At 69.2% G+C, this 24,604-nt stretch carries 20 protein-coding genes; 12 read left to right on the top strand and 8 right to left on the bottom strand.

Annotated features, from left to right (window positions below; translation table 11 throughout):
* Positions 1 to 93: 93 nt before the first annotated feature.
* The 3 genes from dnaE (at position 94) to NUG21_RS07160 (ending at position 5,644) form a co-directional block, all read left to right on the top strand.
* Positions 94 to 3,684: a DNA polymerase III subunit alpha gene (gene dnaE, locus NUG21_RS07170; RefSeq protein ID WP_242080836.1), complete on the top strand. Its 3,591-nt coding sequence runs from the start codon at positions 94 to 96 to the stop codon at positions 3,682 to 3,684.
* 56 nt (positions 3,685 to 3,740) lie between these two features.
* Positions 3,741 to 4,604 (top strand): hypothetical protein, encoded by an 864-nt coding sequence (locus tag NUG21_RS07165; protein WP_263392681.1) that lies wholly within the window; start codon positions 3,741 to 3,743, stop codon positions 4,602 to 4,604.
* 80 nt (positions 4,605 to 4,684) lie between these two features.
* Positions 4,685 to 5,644 carry an acetyl-CoA carboxylase carboxyltransferase subunit alpha gene (locus tag NUG21_RS07160; protein WP_019796024.1) on the top strand — a complete coding sequence of 320 codons (960 nt, stop codon included), beginning with the start codon at positions 4,685 to 4,687 and terminating at the stop codon, positions 5,642 to 5,644.
* A 152-nt stretch (positions 5,645 to 5,796) separates the two neighbouring features.
* On the opposite strand, the gene NUG21_RS07155 is transcribed toward NUG21_RS07160, so the two are convergent.
* Positions 5,797 to 6,252 carry a HemJ family protein gene (locus tag NUG21_RS07155; RefSeq protein ID WP_019797166.1) on the bottom strand — a complete coding sequence of 152 codons (456 nt, stop codon included), beginning with the start codon at positions 6,250 to 6,252 and terminating at the stop codon, positions 5,797 to 5,799.
* An 81-nt stretch (positions 6,253 to 6,333) separates the two neighbouring features.
* Between NUG21_RS07155 and NUG21_RS07150 the strand changes: the two genes are divergently transcribed.
* Positions 6,334 to 6,939: a class I SAM-dependent DNA methyltransferase gene (locus tag NUG21_RS07150; protein ID WP_263392680.1), complete on the top strand. Its 606-nt coding sequence runs from the start codon at positions 6,334 to 6,336 to the stop codon at positions 6,937 to 6,939.
* 63 nt (positions 6,940 to 7,002) lie between these two features.
* Positions 7,003 to 8,313: a polyhydroxyalkanoate depolymerase gene (phaZ, locus tag NUG21_RS07145; RefSeq protein ID WP_242159365.1), complete on the top strand. Its 1,311-nt coding sequence runs from the start codon at positions 7,003 to 7,005 to the stop codon at positions 8,311 to 8,313.
* 45 nt (positions 8,314 to 8,358) lie between these two features.
* Here the strand turns inward: phaZ and NUG21_RS07140 are convergent, their stop codons facing one another.
* Both NUG21_RS07140 and NUG21_RS07135 read right to left on the bottom strand, forming a co-directional pair.
* On the bottom strand, positions 8,359 to 9,279 hold the full coding sequence (locus tag NUG21_RS07140) for a sensor domain-containing protein (protein WP_263392679.1): 921 nt from the start codon (positions 9,277 to 9,279) through the stop codon (positions 8,359 to 8,361).
* Entirely contained in the window at positions 9,276 to 9,641 is a 366-nt protein-coding gene (locus NUG21_RS07135; protein WP_242159367.1) for a PadR family transcriptional regulator, read from the bottom strand. The genes NUG21_RS07140 and NUG21_RS07135 overlap by 4 nt, the downstream gene beginning before the upstream one ends.
* Positions 9,642 to 9,813: 172 nt before the next feature.
* Between NUG21_RS07135 and NUG21_RS07130 the strand changes: the two genes are divergently transcribed.
* Together NUG21_RS07130 and NUG21_RS07125 are read left to right on the top strand one after the other, a co-directional pair.
* Positions 9,814 to 11,592, top strand: coding sequence for an XVIPCD domain-containing protein (locus tag NUG21_RS07130; RefSeq protein WP_263392678.1), 1,779 nt, complete (start codon positions 9,814 to 9,816; stop codon positions 11,590 to 11,592).
* A gap of 99 nt (positions 11,593 to 11,691) precedes the next feature.
* The gene (locus NUG21_RS07125; RefSeq protein WP_160945779.1) at positions 11,692 to 12,612 is read left to right on the top strand and encodes a peptidylprolyl isomerase; all 921 of its coding nucleotides are present in this window, start codon (positions 11,692 to 11,694) and stop codon (positions 12,610 to 12,612) included.
* Between the two features lie 114 nt (positions 12,613 to 12,726).
* On the opposite strand, the gene NUG21_RS07120 is transcribed toward NUG21_RS07125, so the two are convergent.
* On the bottom strand, positions 12,727 to 13,653 hold the full coding sequence (locus NUG21_RS07120) for a DMT family transporter (RefSeq protein ID WP_263392677.1): 927 nt from the start codon (positions 13,651 to 13,653) through the stop codon (positions 12,727 to 12,729).
* Positions 13,654 to 13,871: 218 nt separating this feature from the next.
* Between NUG21_RS07120 and NUG21_RS07115 the strand changes: the two genes are divergently transcribed.
* From NUG21_RS07115 to NUG21_RS07100, 4 genes are all read left to right on the top strand, one after another.
* Positions 13,872 to 14,813: a LysR substrate-binding domain-containing protein gene (locus tag NUG21_RS07115; protein ID WP_263392676.1), complete on the top strand. Its 942-nt coding sequence runs from the start codon at positions 13,872 to 13,874 to the stop codon at positions 14,811 to 14,813.
* 227 nt (positions 14,814 to 15,040) lie between these two features.
* Complete coding sequence (locus NUG21_RS07110) at positions 15,041 to 15,355, top strand: metalloregulator ArsR/SmtB family transcription factor (RefSeq protein WP_019798027.1); 315 nt, start codon at positions 15,041 to 15,043, stop codon at positions 15,353 to 15,355.
* Positions 15,356 to 15,385: 30 nt separating this feature from the next.
* A complete protein-coding gene (locus tag NUG21_RS07105) occupies positions 15,386 to 16,819 on the top strand; it encodes a DUF2867 domain-containing protein (RefSeq protein ID WP_263392675.1) in 1,434 nt (477 codons plus the stop codon).
* A gap of 66 nt (positions 16,820 to 16,885) precedes the next feature.
* Positions 16,886 to 17,179, top strand: a complete 294-nt coding sequence (locus NUG21_RS07100; protein ID WP_017909065.1) for a hypothetical protein — start codon at positions 16,886 to 16,888, stop codon at positions 17,177 to 17,179.
* Positions 17,180 to 17,548: 369 nt separating this feature from the next.
* Here the strand turns inward: NUG21_RS07100 and NUG21_RS07095 are convergent, their stop codons facing one another.
* Positions 17,549 to 18,376, bottom strand: coding sequence for a DUF4349 domain-containing protein (locus NUG21_RS07095; protein ID WP_263392674.1), 828 nt, complete (start codon positions 18,374 to 18,376; stop codon positions 17,549 to 17,551).
* Between the two features lie 291 nt (positions 18,377 to 18,667).
* On the opposite strand from NUG21_RS07095, the gene NUG21_RS07090 reads away from it, so the two are divergent.
* Positions 18,668 to 20,482 (top strand): DUF885 domain-containing protein, encoded by a 1,815-nt coding sequence (locus NUG21_RS07090; RefSeq protein WP_263392673.1) that lies wholly within the window; start codon positions 18,668 to 18,670, stop codon positions 20,480 to 20,482.
* A gap of 263 nt (positions 20,483 to 20,745) precedes the next feature.
* Here the strand turns inward: NUG21_RS07090 and NUG21_RS07085 are convergent, their stop codons facing one another.
* The 3 genes from NUG21_RS07085 to NUG21_RS07075 form a co-directional block, all read right to left on the bottom strand.
* Positions 20,746 to 22,593: a S8/S53 family peptidase gene (locus NUG21_RS07085; RefSeq protein WP_263392672.1), complete on the bottom strand. Its 1,848-nt coding sequence runs from the start codon at positions 22,591 to 22,593 to the stop codon at positions 20,746 to 20,748.
* Between the two features lie 317 nt (positions 22,594 to 22,910).
* On the bottom strand, positions 22,911 to 23,960 hold the full coding sequence (queA, locus tag NUG21_RS07080) for a tRNA preQ1(34) S-adenosylmethionine ribosyltransferase-isomerase QueA (protein WP_263392671.1): 1,050 nt from the start codon (positions 23,958 to 23,960) through the stop codon (positions 22,911 to 22,913).
* Positions 23,961 to 24,098: 138 nt separating this feature from the next.
* Entirely contained in the window at positions 24,099 to 24,530 is a 432-nt protein-coding gene (locus NUG21_RS07075) for an Lrp/AsnC family transcriptional regulator (RefSeq protein ID WP_017909210.1), read from the bottom strand.
* Positions 24,531 to 24,604 lie beyond the last annotated feature (74 nt).

The raw sequence follows: 24,604 nt of genomic DNA, 5'->3' as shown, positions 1-24,604 counted from the left end.
CAATCCCCACTCCCGAATCCCCGCGCCCGCCTGTCAAGCCTTGCCCGGCTCGCCCCCCGCCGCTACCCTGCCCGGGCATCGCTCTGGTTCCGCATGTCCACTTCCCGCTTCGCCCATCTGCACATCCACACCGAGTTCTCGCTGGCGGATTCGACCATCCGTGTGCCCGAGAAACCGGATCAGGCTGACCCGAAGAAAGCCAAGCAGGCCAACCTGCTCAGCCGCGCAGTGGAGCTGGACCTGCCTGCGCTGGCGGTCACCGACCTCAACAACCTGTTCGCGCTGGTCAAGTTCTACAAGGCCGCCGAGGGCGTGGGCATCAAGCCGATCGCCGGCGCCGACCTGCTGATCGCCGACGGCGCCCAGGCGCCGTGGCGGCTGACCGTGCTGTGCCGCAACCGCGACGGCTACCTGAGCCTGTCGCGGCTGCTGACCCGCGCCTGGCTGGAAGGCCACCGCAGCGAAGGCGGCGTGGCGCTGCGCCCGGAATGGCTGCAGACCGGCAGCGACAACCTGTTCGCGCTGGCCGGCCGCGAGAGCCTGGCCGGGCGCCTGGCCAGCGAAGGCCGCCACGACCTGGCCGAGCAGCAACTGGCCGACTGGCAGCGCATCTTCGGCGACGGCCTGCACCTGGAACTGACCCGAACCGGCCGCGACGGCGAGGAGGCGTTCAACCAGTTCGCCCTGCACGCCGCCGGCACCCGCGGCCTGCCGGTGATCGCCAGCAACGACGTGCGTTTCCTGTACGCCAGCGACTTCGCCGCGCACGAGGCGCGCGTGTGCATCTCCTCCGGTCGCGTGCTCGACGACCCCAAGCGTCCGCGCGACTACAGCGACCAGCAGTACCTGAAGTCGGCCGAGGAAATGGCCGCGCTGTTCGCCGACATCCCCGACGCGATCGACAATACGCTGGCGCTGGCGCAACGCTGCAACATCGAGATGCAGCTGGGCACCTACTTCCTGCCCGCCTACCCGGTGCCCGACGACGAGACGCTGGACAGCTGGATCCGCAGCCAGTCGCGCGACGGCCTGGCCGCGCGCCTGGAAAAGAACCCGCTGGCGCCCGGCAAGACCCGCCAGGACTACGTGGACCGGCTCGAGTTCGAGCTGGACACCATCATCAAGATGGGCTTCCCCGGCTACTTCCTGATCGTGGCCGACTTCATCCAGTGGGGCAAGAATCAGGGCATCCCGATCGGCCCGGGCCGCGGCTCCGGTGCCGGTTCGCTGGTGGCGTGGGCGCTGCAGATCACCGACCTGGACCCGCTGCCGTACAACCTGCTGTTCGAGCGCTTCCTCAACCCGGAACGCGTGTCGATGCCCGACTTCGACATCGACTTCTGCATGGATCGCCGCGACGAGGTGATCGACTACGTGGCGCGCAAGTACGGCCGCGACCGGGTCAGCCAGATCATCACCTACGGCACCATGGCCGCCAAGGCGGTGGTGCGCGACTGCGGCCGCGTGCTCGGCTTCCCGTACGGCCTGGTCGACGGCGTCGCCAAGCTGATCCCCAACATCCTCGGCATCACGCTGAAGGATGCGATGGGCGAAGGCAAGGACAGCGAGATGGCCTCGCCGGAGCTGATCCAGCGCTACCAGGCCGAGGACGACGTCCGCGACCTGATGGACCTGGCGCGGCAGCTCGAGGACCTGACCCGCAACGCCGGCAAGCACGCCGGCGGCGTGGTGATCGCGCCGACGCCGCTGTCCGACTTCTGCCCGCTGTTCGCCGAACACGACGTCGACAACTTCGGCAAGAACCCGGTCACCCAGTTCGACAAGGACGACGTCGAACAGGTCGGCCTGGTCAAGTTCGACTTCCTCGGCCTGCGCACCCTGACCATCATCGACTGGGCGGTGAAGGCGATCAACGTGCGCCACGCGCGCGCCGGCATCCCGCCGGTGGAGATCGCCGCGATCCCGCTCGACGACGCGCCGACCTACAAGGGCATCTTCGCCTCGGGCAACACGGGTGCGGTGTTCCAGTTCGAATCCTCGGGCATGCGCCGGCTGCTGAAGGACGCCCGCCCCGACCGCTTCGAGGACCTCATCGCGCTGGTCTCGCTGTACCGCCCCGGCCCGATGGACCTGATCCCCTCGTTCAACGCGCGCAAGCACGGCCAGGAAGAGATCGTCTATCCCGATCCGCGCACCGAAGCGATCCTGAAGGACACCTACGGCATCATGGTGTACCAGGAGCAGGTGATGCAGATGGCGCAGATCGTCGGCGGCTACTCGCTGGGCGGCGCCGACCTGCTGCGCCGCGCGATGGGCAAGAAGGTGCCGGCGGAAATGGCCAAGCACCGCGAGATCTTCCGCGAGGGTGCGGCCAAGGGCGGCGTCGGCGAGGCCAAGGCCGACGAAATCTTCGACCTGATGGAGAAGTTCGCCGGCTACGGCTTCAACAAGTCGCACGCCGCCGCCTACGCGCTGGTCAGCTACCAGACCGCGTGGCTGAAACGCCACTACCCCGCCGAGTTCATGGCGGCCACGCTGTCCTCGGACATGGACAACACCGACAAGGTGGTCGGCTTCCTCGACGAGGTGCGCAACCTCGGCCTGACCGTGCTGCCGCCGCGCATCAACGCGTCGGCCTACATGTTCGAGGCGGCCACGCCGGACACCATCCAGTACGGTCTGGGCGCGATCAAGGGCGTGGGCCGCGGCGCCTGCGAAGCGATCGTGGCCGAGCGCGAGCGCGGCGGCGAGTACGCCTCGCTGCTGGATTTCTGCACCCGCGTGGAGTCGGCCAAGCTCAACAAGCGCACGCTGGAAGCGATGATCAACGCCGGCGCGATGGACGGGCTGGGCAGCAACCGCGCCACGCTGATGCTGCAGTTGCCGGAGGTGATGAAGGCCACCGAGCAGATGGCGCGCGAGCGCGCCTCCGGACAGAACTCGCTGTTCGGCGGCGCCGACACCAGCGCGCCGGCGCTGCGCCTGGACCTGCCGGAGAGCAAGGAATGGCCGCTGGGCCAGTTGCTGGCCGGCGAACGCGAGACGCTGGGCTTCTACCTCAGCGGCCATCCGTTCGATCCGTACCGCGACGAAGTGCGCGAACTGGTCGGCTGCGACCTGAGCGCGCTGGAGAAGATCTGCGCGCAATCCGGCGGCGGCCGCGGCGGCGGTGGCGACGGCGAGAAGCGCGCGTGGCGCCCGGAGGTCAGCGCGATCCTCGCCGGCCAGGTGGTCGGCGTGCGCCGCAAGGGCGACAGCCAGGTGTTCGTGCAACTGGAGGACGGCCGCGGCCGCATCGAGTGCAGCGCGTTCTCCGACGCCATCGCCGAATTCGGCCACCTGCTGACCCGCGACCGCATCCTCATCGTCAAGGGCGGCGTGCGCGAGGACGAATTCAACGGCGGCTATGCCATGCGCATCCGCCAGTGCTGGGACTACGAGCAGATCTGCACGCACCACGCGCAGCGCCTGTCGCTGCGCCTGGACCTGCGCCAGCGCAGCGCCTGGCCGCGCATCGACGGCCTGCTCGCCCGTCACCGCCCGGGCAAGACGCCGCTGCGCCTGGACCTGCTGCTGCAGTCGGCGCAAGGCGGCATCGCCGGCATGCTCGACCTCAACGGCAGCCATTCGGTGCGCGTGGATCCGCAGCTGCTGGACGCCCTGCGCGGCGACCCGGCGGTGCGCGCGGTGAAGGTCAAGTACAGCCCGCCGTGGGCGAACTGACCCTCGCTGCAAACCGAATCGGCTCTCTCTTTTTTCCTTCTGTTCTGGATATCCGCATGCGCTTTTTGCTCCTGTCCTGCTGCATTTTGTTGTTGACTGCCTGCGGCAAGGGTCCGCAAACCTTCCGCTTCGACAATCCGACCGGGCAGGCCTTGCCGATCCAGGTCGATGGACAGTCGCACAGCATCCCCGCACATGCCGACCTGGCCCTGGAACTGGCGCCGGGCGCGCACACCCTGCAGACCGCGCAACTCGGCCGCGTCCCCTTCATCGTCTACGCCGATCACGACGGTGCCCTGGTCAACCCGACCCTGTCGGATTACTACTGGATCGACGAGATCTACTGGACCAGCACCGCACGTCCGCGCGAGTTTCAGGGCGATGGGGTCGTGGAGGTGCGGGGCGTGGCACTGAAAGGCCGCTACGGGCAGGTCCACGACTTGTTCATCGTCAAGGACTGGGACTTCGACGTGCATACCCCGTTCCCCGAGAACGCCGTCGGCGCAGTCGACAGCAGCGGCGGCCGGCGCATGCGCAAGATTTTCGCGCCCGACGACTTCGTCGCCTACGTCGAGAGCAGCCACGATGCCCCTGGCTATGTCGCGGCGCATCAGCCGCGCGATTGGCAGCCGCCGCAGCGCCGGGTCACGCCCGCGGCCGAACGCCTGCCGACCTTGCCGCCGGTGATGGAGGCGCACGCCGGGCCGCTGCGCGCGCTGGCCAACGCCTACCTGCACGCGACCGATCCGGCGGAGCAACAGCGCCTGCGCAAGACCTACGTGTCCACGCAGATCGACTTCACCCATGCCACCGCGCGCCTGTTCAGCGGCCTGTCGGTGGACGACAACAAACGCGTCAACGACTTCGTCGAGGGCATGCACCAGATCATGCACAGCCCTGCGCTGGTGACCGGCCCCTGAGCCGGGTACCGGACGGCCGCGTACGGGCCGCCACGCGGCATTCGGCTAAACTCCCCACTTCACGTTCTCCACGGCTTCCAATGAACCCGAACTACCTCGACTTCGAGCAACCCATCGCCGATCTGGAAGCCAAGATCCAGGAACTGCGCAACGCCAGCACCGGCCCGGCGGTCAACGTCGACGCCGAGGTGGGTGCGTTGGAGGACAAGCTGCGGGTGCGTACCGCGCAGATCTTCCGCGACCTGTCCTCGTGGCAGATCTCGCAGCTGGCGCGGCACCCGCAGCGCCCGTACACGCTGGACTACATCAACGTGTTCTGCGACGAGTTCCAGGAACTGGCCGGCGACCGCGCGTTCGCCGACGACAAGGCCATCGTCGGCGGCCTGGGCCGCATCGACGGCCGCGCGGTGGTGATCATCGGCCACCAGAAGGGCCGCGACACCAAGAGCAAGATCGCGCGCAATTTCGGCATGCCGCGTCCGGAGGGCTATCGCAAGGCACTGCGCCTGATGAAGCTGGCCGAGCGCTTCAAGCTGCCGCTGCTGACCTTCATCGACACCCCCGGCGCCTACCCCGGCATCGGCGCGGAGGAGCGCGGCCAGAGCGAGGCGATCGCGCGCAACCTGCTGGAGATGGCCGAACTGAAGGTGCCGGTGATCTGCACCGTGATCGGCGAAGGCGGCTCCGGCGGCGCACTGGCGATCGGCGTGGGCGACCGCACCCTGATGCTGGAATACGGCACCTACTCGGTGATCTCGCCGGAAGGCTGCGCCTCGATCCTGTGGAAGGACGCGACCAAGGCCAAGGACGCCGCCGAACAACTCGGCCTGACCGCCAAGCGGCTGTCCGCGCTGGGCCTGGTCGACAAGGTGATCCGCGAACCGATCGGCGGCGCCCACCGCAACCCCACGCAGATGGCCAAGCGCCTGAAGGCGGTCCTGCTCAACGAACTGCACGCCCTGGAACAGCAGCCGATCGAGCAGTTGCTGGAGAAGCGCTACGCGCGCCTGCGCAGCTACGGCGCGTACGAGACGGCGTGAGGCGCCGGGCGGCGCCTCGGGATTGGGAAATCGGGATTGGGGATTCGTAAAAGCCGGTTCCCGGCGCCGAAGTGTTATGGGTAGCCGCGATCAATACCAGGCTGGAAGACCCCGCTCTTGCGAATCCCGAATCCCGAATCCCCAATCCCCGCTCAAAACGGCTTCGCCAGCACCAGCCAGATCACCACCAGCAGTCCCAGCACCGGCAGTTCGTTGAACAGGCGCAGCGCGCGCGAGGACGGCAGGGGCTGCGCCTGCCCCACGCGCTTGAGCCAGCGGCCGGTGAAGATGTAGTAGGCCAGCATCAGCGCCACCAAGCCAAGCTTGGCGTGCAGCCAGCCGCTGTGGCCGGGGGCGACCATGGTCGGGAAGTCCGGCAGCACCTTGTAGCCCAGCCACAGGGTGAGCCCCAGCAGCAGCGCCAGGCCGAACATGCTGTGGCCGAAGCGGTACAGGCGCCGCCCCATCAGCGCCAGGCGCTCCTGCACCTGCGGCTGGCCCGCGCTCTCGGCGATGTTGACCAGGATCCGCGGCAGGTAGAACACCGCCGCCATCCATGCGATCACGAACAGCAGATGCAGGGACTTGATCCACAGATAGAGTTGCATGCGCTGGCTCCGGCTCGCTGGCGTAGGATGTGCGGCCATTTTCGCCGATTCGCCCGGCGCCCGCACGGACCACACGCCCGCATGGACAAACAGTACGACGCCGACTACTTCCAGCGCTGGTATCGCCGCGACGGCATCGGCGACGCCGCACGCCTGGCGCGCAAGGTCGGGCTCGCCGTGGCCCAGGCCGAGTACTACCTGGAACGGCCGATCCGCAGCGTGCTCGACATCGGCTGCGGCGAAGGCGCCTGGCGCGCGCCGCTGCTGAAGCTGCGGCCGAAGCTGCGCTATCTCGGCTTCGACAGCAGCGACTACGCGGTGGCGCGCTATGGCCGCCGCCGCAACCTGCACCCGGCGCGCTTCGGCGATTTCGCCTGGCTGCGGCCGTGCGCGCCGGTGGACCTGCTGGTGTGCTCGGACGTGCTGCACTACGTGCCCAGCCGCGAACTGCGCCAGGGCCTGCCTGGCCTGGTGGAGCTGTGCGGCGGGGTGGCGTTCCTGGAGACCTTCGCCGCCGAGGACGACTTCGACGGCGACCACGCCGGCTTCCAGCCCCGTGCAGCGCGCTGGTACCGGCGCCAGTTCGGTGCGCTCGGGCTGCGCCCGGTCGGCAGTCATTGCTGGCTGGCGCCAGCGCTGGCGGGCGATGCGGCGGCGCTGGAGACGATTGGTCTGGTGCCCCATTAAGGTGCAAATGCCCGGAATGGGTTATGCTGCACGGCAGCATACGCTCAGGATGGAAACGCCGGCATGCTCTACCAGTGGCACGAACTGACCCGTAACCTGCTCGCCCCCTGGGTGCACCAGGCCGAAGCCAACGCCAAGATCTTCTCCGATCCCAACAGCCTGTGGTCGACGTTGCCCGGTGCCGAGCGCCTGGCCGCCAGCAACGAACTGATGCACCGCCTGGGCAAGGACTACGAGAAGCCGGCCTGGGCCCTGGACCATGTCGAGGTCGACGGCCACGCGCTGCCGATCGTCGAGCAGGAAGTGCTGCGCAAGCCGTTCTGCCGCCTGCTGCGCTTCAAGCGCTTCAGCGACGACGCCAAGGTGGTGGACGGACTCAAGAAGCAGCCGGCCGTACTGGTCGTGGCGCCGCTGTCCGGCCACCACGCCACGCTGCTGCGCGACACCGTGCGCACCCTGCTGCGCGACCACAAGGTCTACGTCACCGACTGGATCGATGCGCGCATGGTGCCGCAGGCCGACGGCGACTTCGGCCTGGACGACTACGTGCGCTACGTGCAGGACTTCATCCGCCACATCGGCGCCGAGTCGCTGCACGTGATGAGCGTGTGCCAGCCGACCGTACCGGTGCTGGCCGCGGTGTCGCTGATGGCCGGGCGCGGCGAGACCACGCCGCGTTCGCTGGTGATGATGGGCGGCCCGATCGACGCGCGGCGCAGCCCTACCGAGGTCAACAACCTGGCCACGCGCAATCCGCTGTCCTGGTTCGAGCACAACGTCATCCACACCGTGCCGCCGGCCTACCCCGGCCACGGCCGCGAGGTCTACCCGGGCTTCCTGCAGCACATCGGCTTCCTGGCGATGAACCCGAGCCGGCACTTCATGTCGCACTGGGATTTCTACGCCAACCTGGTCAAGGGCGACCTGCAGGACGCCGAGGCGCACCGCCGTTTCTACGACGAGTACAACGCGGTGCTGGACATGCCGGCCACCTACTACCTGGACACCATCCGCGTGGTGTTCCAGGAGTTCCTGCTGCCGCGCGGGGAATGGGTGATCGACGGCGAGCGCGTCGACCCGGCCGCGATCCGCGACACCGCGCTGCTCAGCATCGAAGGCGAACTGGACGACATCTCCGGCCTGGGCCAGACCGCCGCCGCGCAGGACCTGTGCACCGGTATCCCCGCCGCTCGCCGCCAGCATCTGGAAGTGCAAGGCGCCGGCCATTACGGCATCTTCAGCGGCCGCCGCTGGCGCGACATCGTGTATCCGCAGGTGCGCAGCTTCATCGCCGCCAACGCCGGCGCCAGCCGCGCGCCGGCGGCCGGCAACGTCACCCCGCTCAAGCGCCGCGGCAGCCGCAAGGCCGGCTGAGCCGTGCAGCGTCCGCGGCCGGCATTCGCCAGCCGCGGCGCCTCGTCATTGCCCCGCGCTGTGCACCAGCAGGTGCTTGGCGAGCATGCCGTGCAGCTTGCCGACCGCACGCGCCAGGTGCAGCGTGCCGACCAGCAGCACGATGCCCAGCGCACTCCACACCGGCAGCAGCCACGGTGCGCTTTCGGTGACGTTCCAGTCGACGAACATCGCATTGAACTGCTGCGGCAGGAAGAACCCCAGCGGCGCCGACGCCAGCGCCAGCCCCGTACTCAGCAGGGTGATGAACACGCTGAAGTAGAAGGTGCCCAGCGGCAGCATCAGCAGGAAATACAGCATCGTGGTCCAGGTGCGCGCGTCGGTGAACATCTGCCCGATGCGCCGCAGCCAGGGTTGTGTGCGCTCGCTGTACAGCGGCCGCCGCGGCATGCGCTCGCCCAGCAGCACTTCCACCACCCGGCCTTCCACCAGCGACAGCAGCCGCACCGAACCGAAGAACAGCACCAGCAGCGGCACGCCGACGATCAGGATCAGCATGCCCGCCGACACGCTGACCCCGGTCACCACCCAGGTGAAGTAGAAGATGCCGGTGACCAGCGACAACAACATGTAGAACAGGCTGCCGTAGGCGCGCGGATCGGCGGCCACGCCAAAGAAGCGGCCGGCCAGCGAGCGGCGTTTGGGTGGCGCCGGCGGGCGCAGCGCGCGGTTCACCGTCACCTCGGTATCGCGGTAGATCTCGGCCACCTCCTCCGGCGCGCCGTAGCTACCGGCGACGCCGGCGATGACCTCGGCCTCGCTCTTGCCCGGCTGCTCGGCCAACTCCGAACGCAGGTATTCCTCCGCGTCGTACAGCGCATCCTGGACCAGCGCCGGATCGGCATCGGCCAGTGCCGCGCGCAGTTGCGCCAGGTAGTCGGGAATGGTGGTCGGCAAGGGCCGCGGTGCGGTGTGTGCGCTGCTCATTCTGGAATCCCCTTCAGCACGGAATCGACGGAATCGCGGGTGGCTCTCCACGCCGCGGCCCATTGCCGCAGCGTGGCCAGGCCCGCCGCGGTGATGCGGTAGTAACGCCGCGGCGGCCCGGCCACCGACGGCTCGACATGGCTGGACAGCAGCCCCGCCGCCTCCAGGTTGCGCAGCACCGGGTACAGCGCGCTCTGCTTGCCGCTAAGCACGCCCTCGCCCACCTGCTCCATGCGCTTGGCGATGAGATAGCCGTACAGCGGCGCCTCGGCGGCGGCCAGCACCGCCAGCAAGGCCAGCGACACGGTGCCGGCGCTCAGCTCTTTCTGGAATTTCTTCAGCTGCGCATCCGGCTCGACCATGGCATCCCTCACTAGGTTGAAGTAGATACTAGTGCAAAGTTCGACATAGCCCCTGTGCCGTTGGTCATGTCCGCCGCCCCAACCGGCGTTCCCAGGCGACAAACGTTTCGGCAACACCACGCTGACTACACTGCGGGACCTTCCTTTGTGCATGCCATCCAGGAGGTCACGCATGAGTTCGACGCCCGCCACCCCAGAGCCCGGGCAGGCCACCGAGGCCAGCTTCGCCAGTTCCGGCAACCAGTTCTCGACCGGCGCGTTCAAGCGCGATCCAGAGGCCGGTTCGGCCTCGGTCGAGTACAGCCGCACGGCTGCACAGGCCAAGTACGGCCCGCTGGAATACGCGGCGGTGCACACCGGCAAGGTCGGCGCCGGGCGCAAGCAGGAAAATGGCGACACGGTGTTCAACGTCGAGATGGAGTTCACCCAGGGCCATCGCATCCAGGGCGACTTCAAAGCCGGTCGCCTGGCCGCCGACGGCAGCCTGACCCAGGCCACCGGCGAGCGCGGCCGCTACGAAGTCCGGCTGCGCGGCGATGCAACGGCCGACGCCGCCGCGCGGGTGAATCCCTTCGACCCCACGACCATCCCGGAAGGCGGCCGCGTCAAGCTCGATGGCCAGGTGTTCGCCAAGACCTCGATGGAAGCGGCGTTCCGCGGCTTCGCCACGTCCAGCGAGCGCACCGACGCGGCCGGCATGAGCTATGCGGTGGAGCGCCTGGATGCCGATCGCGTCCGCGTCGCGGTCGGTCCGACCCAGGCGATGGAGCGGCTGGAGGCGGTGGGGCTGAAGACCGACATCGCCCAGGCCATGCTGGGCCGGCAGGATGCGCTCGGCCAGGCGACCATGAACACCGCCACCTTCGACCTGCGCGATCCGCAGGCCCAGGCCGCCTACCGCGCGTTTCTGGCCAGCGGCAAACTCGCCGCCAACGCGCCCGGCGTCGGCGACGTGCAGAAGGTCGAAAGCCTGACCATGAGTTCGGAGACCCGCGCGCAACTCGGCCTGGGCCCGTTCAAGGCGGAGCTGGGCGGCCAGCGCAACAGCGGCGAGAACGTCCGGACCACCTATGCCGACGGCAGTTCCAGCGTGGTCGGCAAGGTGCAGTACGCGGGCAACGTGCCGATGACCCTGACCCGCCAGTTCGACCCGGCGGGAAAGGAGCGCGTGGACGAGCGCAGCTACCAGTTCAGCTTCGACAAGGTCGACCACAACCAGGCGCAACTGCTCAACGCCGCGCTCACCGGCAAGGACACCGACCCGGCCAACCCGCCGATCAGGGCTGGCGAGAACGCCACCCTGCGTTTCTCCGAACAGCAGATGGACGCGCTGCGCCAGCAGTACCAGCGCGCCGCGCAGGCCAGTCCGATGACCGCGCACGAGGCGGCGGAATATGCAAAGCAGAGTCCGCAGGACTTCGCGATCGGCCTGGCGCGCAATCTGGGCAATTCCCAGTACGGCCTGAGCGAGCGCCTGTTCCGCGTGTCCAGCAGCGCGGGCGGCACGCCGGGCGGAGAGTTGGTTCGCATCGACGCGCAGGTCGACCGCGCCGGCCAACCATCCCCGTCAGCGCCCACGCGCGCCGCCCCGAGTACCGGCGCCACGCCCGCTGCGCGTGCCGCCGCCGATCCGCAGCAAGAGGCGATGCAACAGGCGATCGCGCGCAAGCTCACGCCCTACGACGCCAACGTCGCCGGAAACCTGCTGCTGGCGGCGCGGCGCGATGGCCTGACCCAGGTCGATCACGTGCTGCGCAACGACAACGGACGCGTGTTCGCGGTACAAGGCGACCCGATGTCCGCCGACAAGCGCGTGGCCTACGTGGACGCTGCGCAGGCCGCGACCATACCGGCCGCGGAAAGCGCCAGGCAACTCGCCGCGCTGCCGCCGACGCCGAGCCAGCCACCGGTGCAGGAGGCGCAGGAACCGCAGCGGCGCGCGCTGTCGTAGGCAGCCCTGTCGGCAGCACGGCAATCGCCGTGCCGCCGGCGCATTGGCAGCGGCCGCCGCTTCGGTGAGAATCGGGCGCTCACCGACCGGGCCGCCCTCATGCCGCTGCGCACTTCCCTGCTCGCCCTCGCGTTGTCGCTGTCCACCTTCGCCGCGTCGGCGGGCGCACCGCCGCCGGCGGTGCCGTACCGCAGCCCGCAGCAGATCCTGGACGCCTCCAAGCCCAGCGACTGGCGCACGCTGGATCCGGCCAACACGCTGTACCTGGAGCTGGACACCGGCCGGGTGATCATCGAGCTGGCGCCGGCGTTCGCGCCGCAGCACGTCGGCAACATCCGTACCCTGGCCCACGAGCACTTCTGGGACGGCCTGAGCATCTATCGCTCGCAGGACAATTTCGTGGTGCAGTTCGGCGACCCCGATGGCGAGGAGCCGGGCAAGGCCAAGTCGCTGGGCAGCGCCAAGACCCACTTGCCCGCCGAGTTCCAGCGACCCGCCGCGGGCCTCGCGTTCCAGCCGCTGCCCGATCCTGACGGCTGGGCGGCGCAGGTGGGCTTCGTCGACGACTTTCCGGTAGCGCGCGATCCCAAGGCCGGCACCGCCTGGCTGGCGCATTGCTACGGCACGCTCGGCGCCGGCCGCAACAACGACGAGGACAGCAGCATCGGGGCCGAGCTTTACGTGGTCACCGGGCAGTCGCCGCGGCAACTGGACCGCAACATCACCGTGGTGGGCCGCGTGGTCAAGGGCATGGAACTGCTCAGCGTGATCCCGCGCGGGCCGGACCCGATGGGCTTCTATGAGAAACCCGAGCAGCGCACGCCGATCCGCGCGATCCGCCTGGCCAGCGACGTGCCGGAAGCAGAGCGCACGCCGCTGCAATTGCTGCGTACCGACACCCGCACCTTCCGCGACGTGGTCGAGGCGCGGCGCAACCGCCGCGACGCGTTCTACAAGCGCCCGGCCGGGCACATCGACCTGTGCAACGTGCCGCTGCCGGTGCGCGCGCCGCCGAAGTGACGCGTCATGCGCGCGGCGGCTGCGCGTGCAGGAAGCGGATGAACAGTTCGCGCGGCTGCTCCACGGCGCAGCCGGTCAGCCGCCTGGCGATGCTGCCGCGATGGATGACACGTTCTACCGCGCGCGCTGGCTGAAGGCCACGCTGCCCAGGATCAGCGCACCGGCCAGCAGCATGGTCCAGGTCAGCGGCTCGCACAGGAACCACCAGGCCAGCAGCGCGCCGAACACCGGGATCAGGTAGGTCACGGTCGAGGCGCGGGCCGGGCCGATGCGCTGGATCAACCGGTAGTACATCAGGTAGGCCAGGCCGGTGCAGACCACGCCCAGGCCGCCCGCACAGGCCCAGGCCAGCGCCGACACCGGCGCGGTCGGCCAATGCGTGAAGGCCAGCGGCGCCAGCAGCAGCGCGCTGCAGCCGAGCGTGGCCGCCGCCGATGCGGCCGGCGGCAGGTCGCCCATGTGCCGCTTCACCAGGTTGTAGCCGATGCCGTACAGCAGCGAGGCGGTGGCGCCGGCGAAGGCGGACGGTCCGACGCTGAGCCCGGCCGACTTGCCGGTGGCCAAGACCAACACGCCGATGAAGCCGACCAGCAAGGCCAGCGCGCGGCGGGTGCCGATGCGCTCGCCGAAGAACAGGAACGCGATCAACGCAGTGAACAGCACCGTCATCGCGTTGCAGATCGCGCCGATCGCCGCCGGCGCGTGCTGCGCACCCCACGCGAACAGCAGGAACGGCAGCGCGGAATTGAGCACGCCGATCGCCGCCAGGGTCGGCCAGCGCCGCAGCGGGAAGCGCGCCCGCGCCAGCCACAGGAACGGCAGCAGCACCGCTGCGCCGAGGGCCAGGCGCAGTTCCACCAGCGCGTAGGCACCGAACTGCGGCGCCGCCACGCGCATGAACAGGAACGAGCAGCCCCAGACGACGCCGAGAAAGCCCAGTTCCAGCGGCGTGCGCCAGTCGCGCGACGCAGCGCCGTCGGATACGGGCGCGGGAGGGACGGAGACGATGCCAGGTTGCAGGGAGGTGTCGGAAGTAGGCATGGAGGAGGCTCGCGGTCGACCGGAAACGCGCCGCAGCGATCCTGCGACGCCACGCATCCGCCGCCGGCGGCGGATGCCGGGTGGCGCATCCGCACCGCTCCCTTCTCGCTGCTCTGCCTGCCGCGCATGTCGTGTTCGGCGGTCAGCATCGTCCTGCGCCCCAGGGGCGACAAGCGCGTAGTATCGTCGCGAGCCACAAATCTGCCGCGTGTCTGACCGTGCAACTGCGCCCGTCCCTGCTGCCCGCGCTCGGCGTGTTCGCCGCCGCGGCGCGCCACCAGAACTTCGCCCACGCCGCGGAGGAACTGCATCTCACCGCCAGTGCGGTCAGCCACCATGTGCGGCGCCTGGAAGCGCTGCTCGGCGCCACGCTGTTCCAGCGCCACGCGCGCGGGGTCAAGCTGACCGCCGAGGGCCGGCAACTGGCCGATGCCGCCAGCGCGGCGCTGGCCGACATCGCCGCGGTGGCCGGCAACCTGCATCCGCAGGCCGACACCGCGCCGCTGCGCCTGACCACGCTGCGCTCGCTCTCGTACTGCTGGCTGCTGCCGCGCCTGCCGCGCTTCTGCCAGGCCTACCCGCACGTGCGCCTGGAGATCCAGACCGACTCGGCCTTCTCGCGCTTTGAAGAGGGTGGCCCCGAGCTCGGTATCCGCTACGGCCAGGGCGACTGGCCGGGGCTGACCTCTCACCACCTCATGGACGACGAACTGTTCCCGGTGGCGTCCCCGGCCTTGCCGCAACTGGCGACGCTGCGCCGGCCCGAGCAGATCGCGCAGTTGCCCTTGCTCACCGACATGTCGCCGCAGGGCTGGCGCGACTGGTTCCGCGCCGCCGGCGTGCGCGGCGTGGCCCTGCCGCCGATGCACACCTTCAACGACAGCACCGATGCGATGCGCGCGGCGGTGTACGGCGTGGGCGCGGTGCTCGCGCGCAAGCACATCGCCCAGCCGTATCTGCAGCGCTACGAACTGGTGCGCCTGCCCGGCCCGGCGCTGACCGCGCGCTACTCCTACTACATCGTGCATCCGACCCACCGTCTGCTCAGCCCGGCCGCCAGCCACTTCGTCGACTGGCTCAAGCGCGAGGCGCTGGATGAGCGCACCCCGATGCCGGCATTGCCGGCGGAATTGCTCGGGTTGCCGCCGACAGCGGGTTAGCGCTGGCGTAAGCGCAGGGCACACGTGCAGGAACCCGCGGTATCGATCGCGTCGTAGCAGCGGCTTTAGCCGCGACGCCGCGTTACCGGTCGCCTGTGTCGCGGCTGAAGCCGCTCCTACGGGAAACCACGCGAATCGACTCAAGCTCGGGCTGCCAGCCAAACGCCATTGACAAACGCCACACACCACGTCATTAATTAACTAATTCGTTAATTATCTAAGCCCCGATGTCCATCGACCGCGTCTTCGAAGCCCTCGCCTCGCGCCCACGCCGCGAGATCCTCGCCTATCTGTCGGCACAGGAACTCACGGCCGGCGAGATCGCGCAGCGCTTCGCGATGAGCGCGCCGGCGATCTCGCGGCACCTGTCCGTGCTGGAAGCGGCCGGGCTGGTGGCGAGCGAGCGCCGCGGCCAGTTCGTGGTGTACCGGCTCACGCCCGACAACCTGGTCAACACCCTCAGCGGTTTCGCCTTCGAGATCTGCCCCAGCGCCGGCCCGCTCAAACGCGAATCGCGCAGGCAGGCCAAGCGCACCGCCTGATCCTTCCGCCCCGGCAACAGGAGTCCGCCGATGACCGCCGCACCGCTCAGCGAACACGCCGCCGCGCAAACCGGATTTCCCTCGGTGCGCCTGCCCTCCTACAGCGGCGGCCTGCCGGTGGAGGTCATCCTGATCGCCCAGCTCGGGGTCGGTGCCGGCGATCCGCTGATCGCCCAGGCCTGCCTGCGCCAGCGCGCGCATCCGCAGTTCCGCGACGCGCTGGACGAACCCTCGGCGCGCCTGGCCGGCACCGATTTCAAAAACGGCGAGTCGACCGCGCTTTACTCGTTCGCGGTCGGCAGCGGCGGCCATCCCTTCCATTGCCATGCCGGGCATCGCATGTTCACCGCGATCACCGGCAGCGGCGGCGCGCTGCTGCGTTTCAGCACCGCCTCGCCGGCGCAACTGGCGCAGGATCCGCAGCATTTCCTCGCCGCGCTGCGGCACGTCGAACTGCCCGCCGATTGCCTGTTCAGCGTGCGCTTCGGCGGCGGCACCTGGCACCAGTTCGCGCCGCTGCGCGCGCAGTCCGGGCATCCGGCGTTCTTCGCCCTGTCCTGCCACAGCGACGAAGCCGGCGGCACGCTGGCCGAGGACGTGCGCGCGCAGGTGCTGGCGGGCACCGCCGACATCGCCACCCTCACCGAACTGCTGCCGCCCGCGGTCACCGCGCTGCTGGCCTCGCCGCAGGCGCAGGCGCTATCCGTGCCGACGGTGCAGCTGTCGCTGGTCGCCTCCCCGGGCAGCCGGCGCCTGGCCTGGTGCGCGGGCCTGCGTGCGCTCAGCGGACGTGTGCGGCGGCGGCTGGGTGCCTGGCGGCATCCGGCGGGCTTCGCGGCACTGGCGCCGCGCCTGCCGCGGGCACGGGTGACGCCACAGTTGCTGCCCGGCTCGCTGCTCGAACCGCAGCTGCCCGCGCATCACCACCAGGACAGCGTGCGGCTGACGGTGCCGGCGCAGGCGCTGCGACCGCTGGGCGCGCACGCGCTGATGGCGGCGTTGCTGGATGGCTTCCTGCAGCACCCGCCGCGTGGCGTGACCTGGCTGATGCGCCTGCGCAACGTGCTGGTCGCACCGTTGCGGCTGCGCACCTCGCCGCTGGGTTGCCCGGTGTCCTCGCTGCTGTCGCCGCAGCGCGATCAGGTGTTCGCCGGCCGCTTTCCGGTGCTGGCGCAGGCCTCCACCGCGCAGGCGCAGCGCGTGCAGGTGCTGCTCGGCGCCGACGATCGCCACCTGGTGTTCCGCAGTTGCGTCGGCGTGGCGCTGCGCGACGACGGCAGGGCCGAGCTGAGCCTGGAAACGCGGGTGACGTGCCACAACCGCTTCGGGCACCTGTACATGGCGCTGATCGCTGCCGTACACCGCCGCTATATCGCCCCGGCGCTGCTGCGCGCGGCTGCCGAGGCGCTGCTGCTGCCGGTAGCCGAGCACGCCGGGCCGGACGCGGTCGTGCCGCTGCGCTGAGCACATCATCACCCCGCCTTAGCCGACGCCTGCCTAGCCTGCGCCTTCCCCCTAAGAGGAAGGCACATGCCCCAGCTCCGCATCCGCATCACCGGCAGCGAGGACGACGCCCGCGCCATCATCAACCTGCTGTCGAGCCTGGACGGCATCGAACACGTCGAGGAGATCGACGACCTGATGCCGCACATGGACGACGACGATTCCAGCTCCGCCGGCCTGCCCGACGACCAGGGACCCGGCACCCACGAAGTGGAAGTGGAGGCCGGCAATGCCGCCACCGCGCAGAAGGTGCGCGAGGCGGTGGAAGCGCTGGCGTTCGAGCTGGACGTGGTCGTGGAGTTCGAACAGGACGAAGGCTGAGGTCTGCGCCTGAGGCGTTGCGCCGCAGGGCGCAGCGTCCTCGTGCCCATGGCCAGCATCCTTGCTTTCCAGCGGCGCCAGCCGTGCCTCAGGTATCCCACTTCAAGGCGTCGGGACTGAAGTCCCTCCCCGAGCGCACCCAGCCAATGCATCGAGCCCCAGCAGGAGTCGTTTTGCTTTTGCTCAAGCGTGAGTGTCAGACGAGAAGAACCGTAGGAGCGGCTTCAGCCGCGACCCACAACCCCTCATCGTCCGCTGCTGCTGGACGACGTGCCACTGTTTCGTCGGCAACGCGTGGCAGCACCGCTGCTCGCGCATCATCTCCATCCGTTCCCGCCCGATCCCGTCGGACGGGAACAGCTTCCTCCGCTAGGCGGAACGACGCCGACGTCGGCGCCAGGCGATCAGCCGCCACAGCGCATAGCCGAGCAGCACGAACGGCGCCAGGCCGACCACCGCGCGAATCGCCCAGGCGATCGATCCGGCGAAGATTTCGCCGCTGTCGCGCAGCGCATCGCCGATGTCGCTGCGGCTCCGCTCGGCGGTCGGTGCGGTAAACGTCAATGTCACCCGCTGCGTATCCAGGCGCCGGCGCTGCTGTGCGGCTTCCTGGCTGGTGGCGAGCAATTGCGTCTCCACCGCGGCCAGCTTCTCCGACAGCGCGATCATGTCGGCCACGCTGAGATCGCGGCGCTGCTGGAACTCCTGCAGGCGTCGCTGCTCGGCCTGCAGGCGCTGGCGCTGCGCATCGTTGTCCTGCACCGCCTGCGCCAGATCCTCGGCATGGGTCGTGCGGCTCTCGATCTGGCCGTCCTGGCCCGCCTGCGCGATCAACGGCTCGACCCCGCTGGGCGCGATCCGCACGCTGAGTTCGCCACGCGGCCGCTCGCCACCGCGTTGCTCGACCTGCAACACCGTGCAGGCGCCGAAACTGGATTTCAGGCAGCCTTCCTGCAACTGCTTGAGTCGGGCCGGAATCTGCGCTGCCGGCAGCGCGACGCTGACCTCGTGCTCGTAGGCCAGCGTGGCCATGGCACGATGCTCTTCGCCAGGCGCGCCTGCGGCAAACGACGCATCTGCCGCCTGCGCCGCGGCCTCGGCGGCCGTGGCAGCACTCCCGGCGGCATCGGCGGCGTAGAGGTCGGCAGCCGGCAACCGCGCGCTCTCGCCGTCGCGGCTGCAGGCAGCGATCGACATCATCAGTGCCAGGGAAGCGCCCCAGCGACGCCAGCCACGACGCGCAGGCAGCAGACCGGGGCGAGCGCCTGCGAGCGCGGCGCGCCCTGCTGCGGCATCGACCGCGCCAGCCGTCGCGGCGGCCTCCGGATCGAACGCGCGATCGCACACGACACGACCTTCATGGCAACGTCCCTTGTCCTGCATTCCTGTGCTCCTGAATGGCGAAAGCGTCCAGGGTAATCCAATGGCAGGGGCGCCGGCAGCCGCGGCGGCGCTACCCTGGCGGATCGACCCATTCCAGGAACCCCGATGCGCAAGCACCTGCTCGCCGCCGCCCTGCTCGCCGCCCTCGCCGGCTGCCAGAAACCTGCCGACGCGCCCACCGCCAGCAACGCCGCCCCCGGCCAGGCCGCAGCCACAGCCGACGCGGCCGCCGACGCCAGCTTCGCCGCGCTGTCCAAGCGCGCCGTCGACACATGGATGCAGCTGTCCCCGGTCGGCGCCACCCAGACCGGCGACCACCGCTACGACAGCGAACTGGACGACCTCAGCGCCGCGGGCCGGCAGAAGAGCCTGGACGCGAGCAAGCAGTTGCTGGCCGAGCTGGACAAGCTCGACGTCGCCAAGCTCTCGCGCGAGAACCAGGTGGACGCGGCGATCCTGCGCAACCAACTGCAGTCCGACATCTGGAACAGCGAGGTAGCGCAGGGCTGGGCGACCGATCCGCAGGTCTACAACGGCCTGGCCGGCGGCGCGATCTATGGGCTGATGGCGCGCGAGTTCGCGCCGCTGCCGGAGCGGCTGAAGTCGGCCACCGCGCGCATGGAGAAGATCCCGGCGCTGTTCGCGCAGGCGCGCGCCAACCTGGACCCGGCGCGCGTGTCGGAGATCAGCGCCAAGACTGTGGCCAAGCAGAACCGCGGCATCCTCAGCATCGTCGACAGTTTCATCGTCCCGCACATCCAGGAACTGCCGCAGGCCGACGCGCAGCGCCTGCAGGCCGCGATCGAGGGCCTGAAGAAGGCCGTGGCCGAGCAGCAGACCTGGCTGGACCAGACCCTGGTACCCAACGCCAAGGGCGACTTCCGCCTGGGCGCGGAGAAGTACGACCAGAAGCTGAAGTTCGCGCTCAACTCCTCGCTGTCGCGCGCCGACATCAAGCAGCGCGCCGAGGCCGAACTCAAGCGCGTGCGCCAGGACATGTACGGCATCGCCCGCACCGTGCTCAAGGACAAGCCCGGCGCGCCGGCCCTGGTCGATACGCCCAGCGACGAACAGCAGCAGAAGGCGATCGAGGCGGCGCTGGAGCTGGCCTACGCGCAGCATCCGGCACGCGACAAGGTGGTCGAGGCCGCCAAGGCCTCGCTGGCCGACGCCACCGACTTCGTGCGCAAGAAGGACCTGGTGACCCTGCCGGACGCACCGGTGGACATCATCCTGATGCCCGAATTCCAGCGCGGCGTGGCGGTAGCGTACTGCGATTCGCCCGGCCCGCTGGACAAGAACCTGAAGACCTTCTACGCGGTGTCGCCGATTCCCGACGACTGGACCGCGCAGCAGGCCGACTCGTTCCTGCGCGAATACAACAGCCGCATGATCCACCTGCTGAGCATCCACGAGGGCGTGCCCGGGCATTACGTGGAAGGCTGGCACTCGGCCAAGTTCCCGTCCACGCTGCGCGGCGTGCTGCGTTCGGGCGTGTTCGCCGAGGGCTGGGCGGTGTACACCGAGCGGATGATGCAGGAGCAGGGCTACCTGGACAACGATCCCCTGTTCCACCTGGTGCAGCTGAAGTTCTACCTGCGCAGCATCGCCAACGCGCTGCTCGACCAGGGCGTGCACGTGGACGGCTGGAGCAAGGAACAGGCGCTGCACCTGATGGTCCACGACACCTTCCAGCAGCAGAGCGAGGCCGAGGGCAAGTGGGTCCGCGCACAGCTGACCTCGGCGCAGCTGCCGACCTACTTCGTCGGCGTGCAGGAGCACCTGGACCTGCGCAAGGCGATGCAGGACAAGCTCGGCGCCAAGTTCAACCTCAAGGCCTACCACGACCAGGTGTTGTCCTACGGCGCGCCGCCGGTGCGGTTCGTGCGCGAACTGATGCTGGACGAGCCGATCAAGTAACGGGGATCGGGGAGCGGGATTTGGGCTTGGCAACGTCCCGGTCGCTGAGGCAGTCGGAGAAGAGCCCCCTCGAGTGAGGGGGCTGCCGAAGCCGGCGAAAGCAGGCGAAAAACGGCGAAGCCGGGAGTGTGTGGCTGCGGTTGTCGTGCATGCGCGCAGCGGCCATCGCGCTGCGGCACACCGAGACCGCGTCAACCCGAGGCGGACGCAGCAGCGAAGGCGTTGCCCGACGCCGCCGCATTCAGCGGCGGCGCCGGCACTGCTCACTCGCCGTAGACCTCGATTTCCGAGTACGCCAACCACGAGTACAGGTTGTTCGCCTCGATCTTCAGGTACTGGGCGCTGCTGCCATTCAAGGCGATGTACACCGGCGCCACGTCGGACTGGTCGGGCTCGGTGTAGTACTGCGGGTTGTCGAAGTACACCGGTCCGGGATTGGTGCTGCCGCCGAACACCGCGCCATGCCGGCCGGCGGAGACGGCGAAGTCGATCGGCTGCGGCGTGCCCGTGGTCTCGCTGGCCGCGGTGCGCACGGTGATGCGCACGCCGGTGACCTTGCGCGTCTGCCCCAGGTTCACGGTGACGCTGCCCCAGTTGGTGCGCGCGTTCCAGTAGTCGGTGTCGCTGAAGAAGCGACCGTCGTACAGCGAGGCCAGGTTGTCCGAATTGGTCGGCGAGGTCGCACCGACGATCGGCAGGCGCTTGATCAGGTTGAGCGAGGACGGCGCCACGTACTGCACCTTGCGCAGCGGCAGGCCCGCCTCGCTGTAGCCGGTGTTGCTCAGGCCGGCCTTGATGTAGGCCTCGCGCTCGATCGGCCGGGTCTGGGTGTTGCCGTAGCGCGAGGCGATCGCGGCGACGATCGGCGCGGCGAACGAGGTGCCTGAGACTGCTTCGGTGCCGCCGTCGTAAATGAGGTTGGTGATCTCGTGTGCGGGCGCCCAGGCCTCGATGCAGGGTCCGACCGTCGATCCCTTAGCGTAGCCACCCCAGCGATCGCTGTTCTGGGCGCCGCCGAAGCGCGAGCCGTCGCGCTGCAAGCCGCCGACCACGACGATGCCGTCCATGTCGCGTGCGGCTCCCTGCTGGGTCTGCGGATCGATGTAGCCGAACGCCACCTTGCACGCGTCTTGCTCCTGCGGCGAGAGCCCGACGGTGTAGGCATTGCCCGCCGACTGGGTGATGAAGAAGCGATTGCTCGCCGCGCGCATCCGACGGCCCCAACGATTGCCGGCGTTGAACGGGTTGTACGTCCCGCCCGGACTCTGATTGAACGACATGTTCAGGACGGCGAATTCGCCCGACGCTTCGGCGTAGCGCACTGCCGCGTCCAGCGCCGTGGCCACCGTGCTTTCGTTCAGATCGGCAAGGCCGAACGCCTTGATCGGCTGACCAGGATTGACGCCGCGCACCAGCTGCCCGTTCTGCCTGGCACCGATCAGGCCAGCCGTCGCGGTGCTGTGCAGGGGGTTGGGCGACAGCGTCGGGAAGTCCTGTCGATACACCACGTTGAGTTCGGAATGTGGCGGATTGTCCAGCACCGCATCCAGCAGATAGGCGGGATTGGAGGTGGTGAATCCATCGTTGGTCTGCGTATACGGCAGCGCCCACGAGGTGATCTCGCCGCCATTGACGATGTCGCCCGCGGCGGAGAACGTGGCGTGCGCCGCCTCGACCCCGCGCACCGACACCACCCAGTCGGCCTTGAGCAGTTGCGCCGCAGTGCGTTCCGGCATCCAGGCATAGACCGTGCTGGACACCGTGGAAAGCACCCGCTCGATCTTCACCCCCGGCAGCTGCGCGATCTGGTCGGCGAAGTGGACCATGCCGGTGCTGTTCTCGTGCGCACGGATCGCAGGATCAAGGGTGCGGTAGTCCGAAGGACGGGACTTGGCATACAGCCGCGTGGTCTCCTGCAGCACGAACGGGTTGAGGTCGATCGCGTACAGGCGCCGCCCCTGGGTGTCGGTGCGCGGCAGGGTCGCCTCCTGCAACGTGCGCTTGGCCGGGAACTTGCCGCCGCCCGTCGCGTGCGGCTGCGCGTGCGCGGAGGCGATGGCCAGGCTCGCCAGCAACGCAGCCAGCAGCAGTTCGGTCGATGTCTTCTTCATGGACTCATCCTTTGACTGGGGGATGCCCCGCTCTTCGGGGCATCGGAACAGGGGTTCCATCCATCAAGGACGAGGGGCGCACGCACCTCCCCTACCGCACGGGCGGCATCGTCTACTCAGGCAGACGCTGCACGCTGTGCATCACAGTCCGTGCATTCGTCGCATCGCCGCGGCAGCGCCGGCAAGCCGCCATGAAGTGGGCACCGAGGCCGCGATGCAACGCCGCAATCGTGCGCGCATGCACGCTGCATGACGCGCCTGACCCCACGACACGACGCACCGCGCCCGCTCGTGTGCGGGCGCGGCAACACGGCGTATCACGCAGCGCGGTCGGCGGGCGTCTCGCTGCTCCACAGCAGCATCGCATCGCCATAGCTGAAGAAGCGGTAGCGCTCGGCGATGGCGTGGCGGTAGGCGGCGAAGATGCGCTCGCGGCCGGCGAAGGCCGAGACCATCATCAGCAGCGTGCTCTCGGGCAGATGGAAGTTGGTTACCATCGCGTCGACGCTGCGGATGCGGTAACCGGGCAGGATGAAGATCTGCGTCTCGCCGGCGAACGGATGCAGTTCGCCGTCCTTGGACGCGCTCTCCAGCGCGCGCACCACCGTGGTCCCGACCGCGATCACACGCCCGCCGGCCGCGCGCGTGCGCCGCACCTGTTCGACCAGGCTGGCGCCGACGTTGAGCCACTCGCGGTGCATCTGATGCTGTTCCAGCGCCTCCACCCGCACCGGCTGAAAGGTGCCGGCGCCGACGTGCAGGGTCACGTGCCCGACCTCGACCCCGCGCGCCTGCAGCGCCTGCAGCAGCGGCGCGTCGAAATGCAGCCCGGCGGTCGGCGCGGCGACCGCGCCGGCCTCGCGCGCGAACACGGTCTGGTAGCGCTCGCGGTCGTCCAGGCCCGGCTCGCGGCGGATGTACGGCGGCAACGGCAACCGTCCGGCCTGCTGCAGCCAGTGCTCCAGCGCGCCATCCACATGGAACTGCAGCTGGTAGAACTCGCCGTCGCGGCCCAGCACCTCGGCCTCGCCGCCGGCGTCCAGGGCGATGCGTGCGCCGGCCTTGGGCGACTTGCTCACGCCTAACTGCGCCCGCGCGCGCTGGCCGCCGAGCAGCCGCTCGATCAGGATCTCGACCCGCCCGCCGGTGCTCTTCTGCCCGAACAACCGCGCCGGAATCACCCGCGTGTCGTTGAAGATCAGCAGATCGCCGGCACGCAGCAACTCCGGCAGGTCGCGCACGTGGCGGTCGGCGAAGGGCGCCGGTGCCGGTGGCACCAGCAGCAGGCGACTGGCCGAGCGCTCGGCCAGCGGCGCTTGCGCGATCAGGTCTTCGGGCAGGTCGTAGTGGAAATCGGACTTTTTCACGGCGCCGGGGACGATCGAGAGCAGGGCCGAATATTGTAGCGGCGCCGGGATTGGGGATTCGGGATTGGGGATTCGTTGAAGCAGAAGCGGGATCGCGCTCTTGCGAAGCCCCACTCCCTAATTCCGAATCCCGGCCTCTCAGCGCTCGAACTTGGTGGACAGAATGATCGATGAGGTCGTGCGCTCCACCCCATCCAGCGCACCGATGCGGTCGGTCAGTTCGTCCATGTCGTTGACGCCCGGCACCACGCCCAGCGCGATCAGGTCGAAGGAGCCGCTGACCGAATGCAGCACGCGCACCGCATCGATCTCGCGCAGCGCCTTGACCACCGAGGTCATCTTCTTCGGCAGCACGGTGATCAGGATGTGCGCGCGGATATGGCCCTGTTCGTAGTCGTCGCGGGTGCGCACGGTGTAACCGCAGATCACGCCCTCGCGCTCCAGGCGCTCGATCCGGCTCTGCACGGTCGTCCGCGACACGCCCAGGCGACGGGCGATCTGGGCGGTGGAGGCGCGCGCGTCCTCGCGCAGCAGCGACAGCAGGGCGTCGTCGGAGGCGGTGATCTTCATGGCCAGGGATTTTCGTCGAATCGACGAAATTGCGTCAATTCCTACACGGATTCACGCTGCCATTCGACGATCCT

The organism is Xanthomonas sp. CFBP 8445 (assembly GCF_025666235.1).
Lineage (GTDB): Bacteria > Pseudomonadota > Gammaproteobacteria > Xanthomonadales > Xanthomonadaceae > Xanthomonas_A > Xanthomonas_A indica.
This window is presented reverse-complemented; position numbering and strand designations above follow the sequence as displayed.

Excerpts from the sequence above, each read along its gene's own strand:
- dnaE (WP_242080836.1), top strand. The coding sequence starts at position 94 with ATGTCCACTTCCCGCTTCGCCCATCTGCACATCCACACCGAGTTCTCG.
- NUG21_RS07105 (WP_263392675.1), top strand. The coding sequence starts at position 15,386 with ATGACCGCCGCACCGCTCAGCGAACACGCCGCCGCGCAAACCGGATTT.
- NUG21_RS07100 (WP_017909065.1), top strand. The coding sequence starts at position 16,886 with ATGCCCCAGCTCCGCATCCGCATCACCGGCAGCGAGGACGACGCCCGC.
- NUG21_RS07150 (WP_263392680.1), top strand. The coding sequence starts at position 6,334 with ATGGACAAACAGTACGACGCCGACTACTTCCAGCGCTGGTATCGCCGC.
- phaZ (WP_242159365.1), top strand. The coding sequence starts at position 7,003 with ATGCTCTACCAGTGGCACGAACTGACCCGTAACCTGCTCGCCCCCTGG.
- NUG21_RS07160 (WP_019796024.1), top strand. The coding sequence starts at position 4,685 with ATGAACCCGAACTACCTCGACTTCGAGCAACCCATCGCCGATCTGGAA.
- NUG21_RS07075 (WP_017909210.1), bottom strand. The coding sequence starts at position 24,530 with ATGAAGATCACCGCCTCCGACGACGCCCTGCTGTCGCTGCTGCGCGAG.
- NUG21_RS07110 (WP_019798027.1), top strand. The coding sequence starts at position 15,041 with ATGTCCATCGACCGCGTCTTCGAAGCCCTCGCCTCGCGCCCACGCCGC.
- NUG21_RS07120 (WP_263392677.1), bottom strand. The coding sequence starts at position 13,653 with ATGCCTACTTCCGACACCTCCCTGCAACCTGGCATCGTCTCCGTCCCT.
- NUG21_RS07095 (WP_263392674.1), bottom strand. The coding sequence starts at position 18,376 with ATGTCGATCGCTGCCTGCAGCCGCGACGGCGAGAGCGCGCGGTTGCCG.
- NUG21_RS07165 (WP_263392681.1), top strand. The coding sequence starts at position 3,741 with ATGCGCTTTTTGCTCCTGTCCTGCTGCATTTTGTTGTTGACTGCCTGC.
- NUG21_RS07155 (WP_019797166.1), bottom strand. The coding sequence starts at position 6,252 with ATGCAACTCTATCTGTGGATCAAGTCCCTGCATCTGCTGTTCGTGATC.
- NUG21_RS07135 (WP_242159367.1), bottom strand. The coding sequence starts at position 9,641 with ATGGTCGAGCCGGATGCGCAGCTGAAGAAATTCCAGAAAGAGCTGAGC.
- NUG21_RS07130 (WP_263392678.1), top strand. The coding sequence starts at position 9,814 with ATGAGTTCGACGCCCGCCACCCCAGAGCCCGGGCAGGCCACCGAGGCC.
- NUG21_RS07140 (WP_263392679.1), bottom strand. The coding sequence starts at position 9,279 with ATGAGCAGCGCACACACCGCACCGCGGCCCTTGCCGACCACCATTCCC.
- NUG21_RS07090 (WP_263392673.1), top strand. The coding sequence starts at position 18,668 with ATGCGCAAGCACCTGCTCGCCGCCGCCCTGCTCGCCGCCCTCGCCGGC.
- NUG21_RS07125 (WP_160945779.1), top strand. The coding sequence starts at position 11,692 with ATGCCGCTGCGCACTTCCCTGCTCGCCCTCGCGTTGTCGCTGTCCACC.
- NUG21_RS07085 (WP_263392672.1), bottom strand. The coding sequence starts at position 22,593 with ATGAAGAAGACATCGACCGAACTGCTGCTGGCTGCGTTGCTGGCGAGC.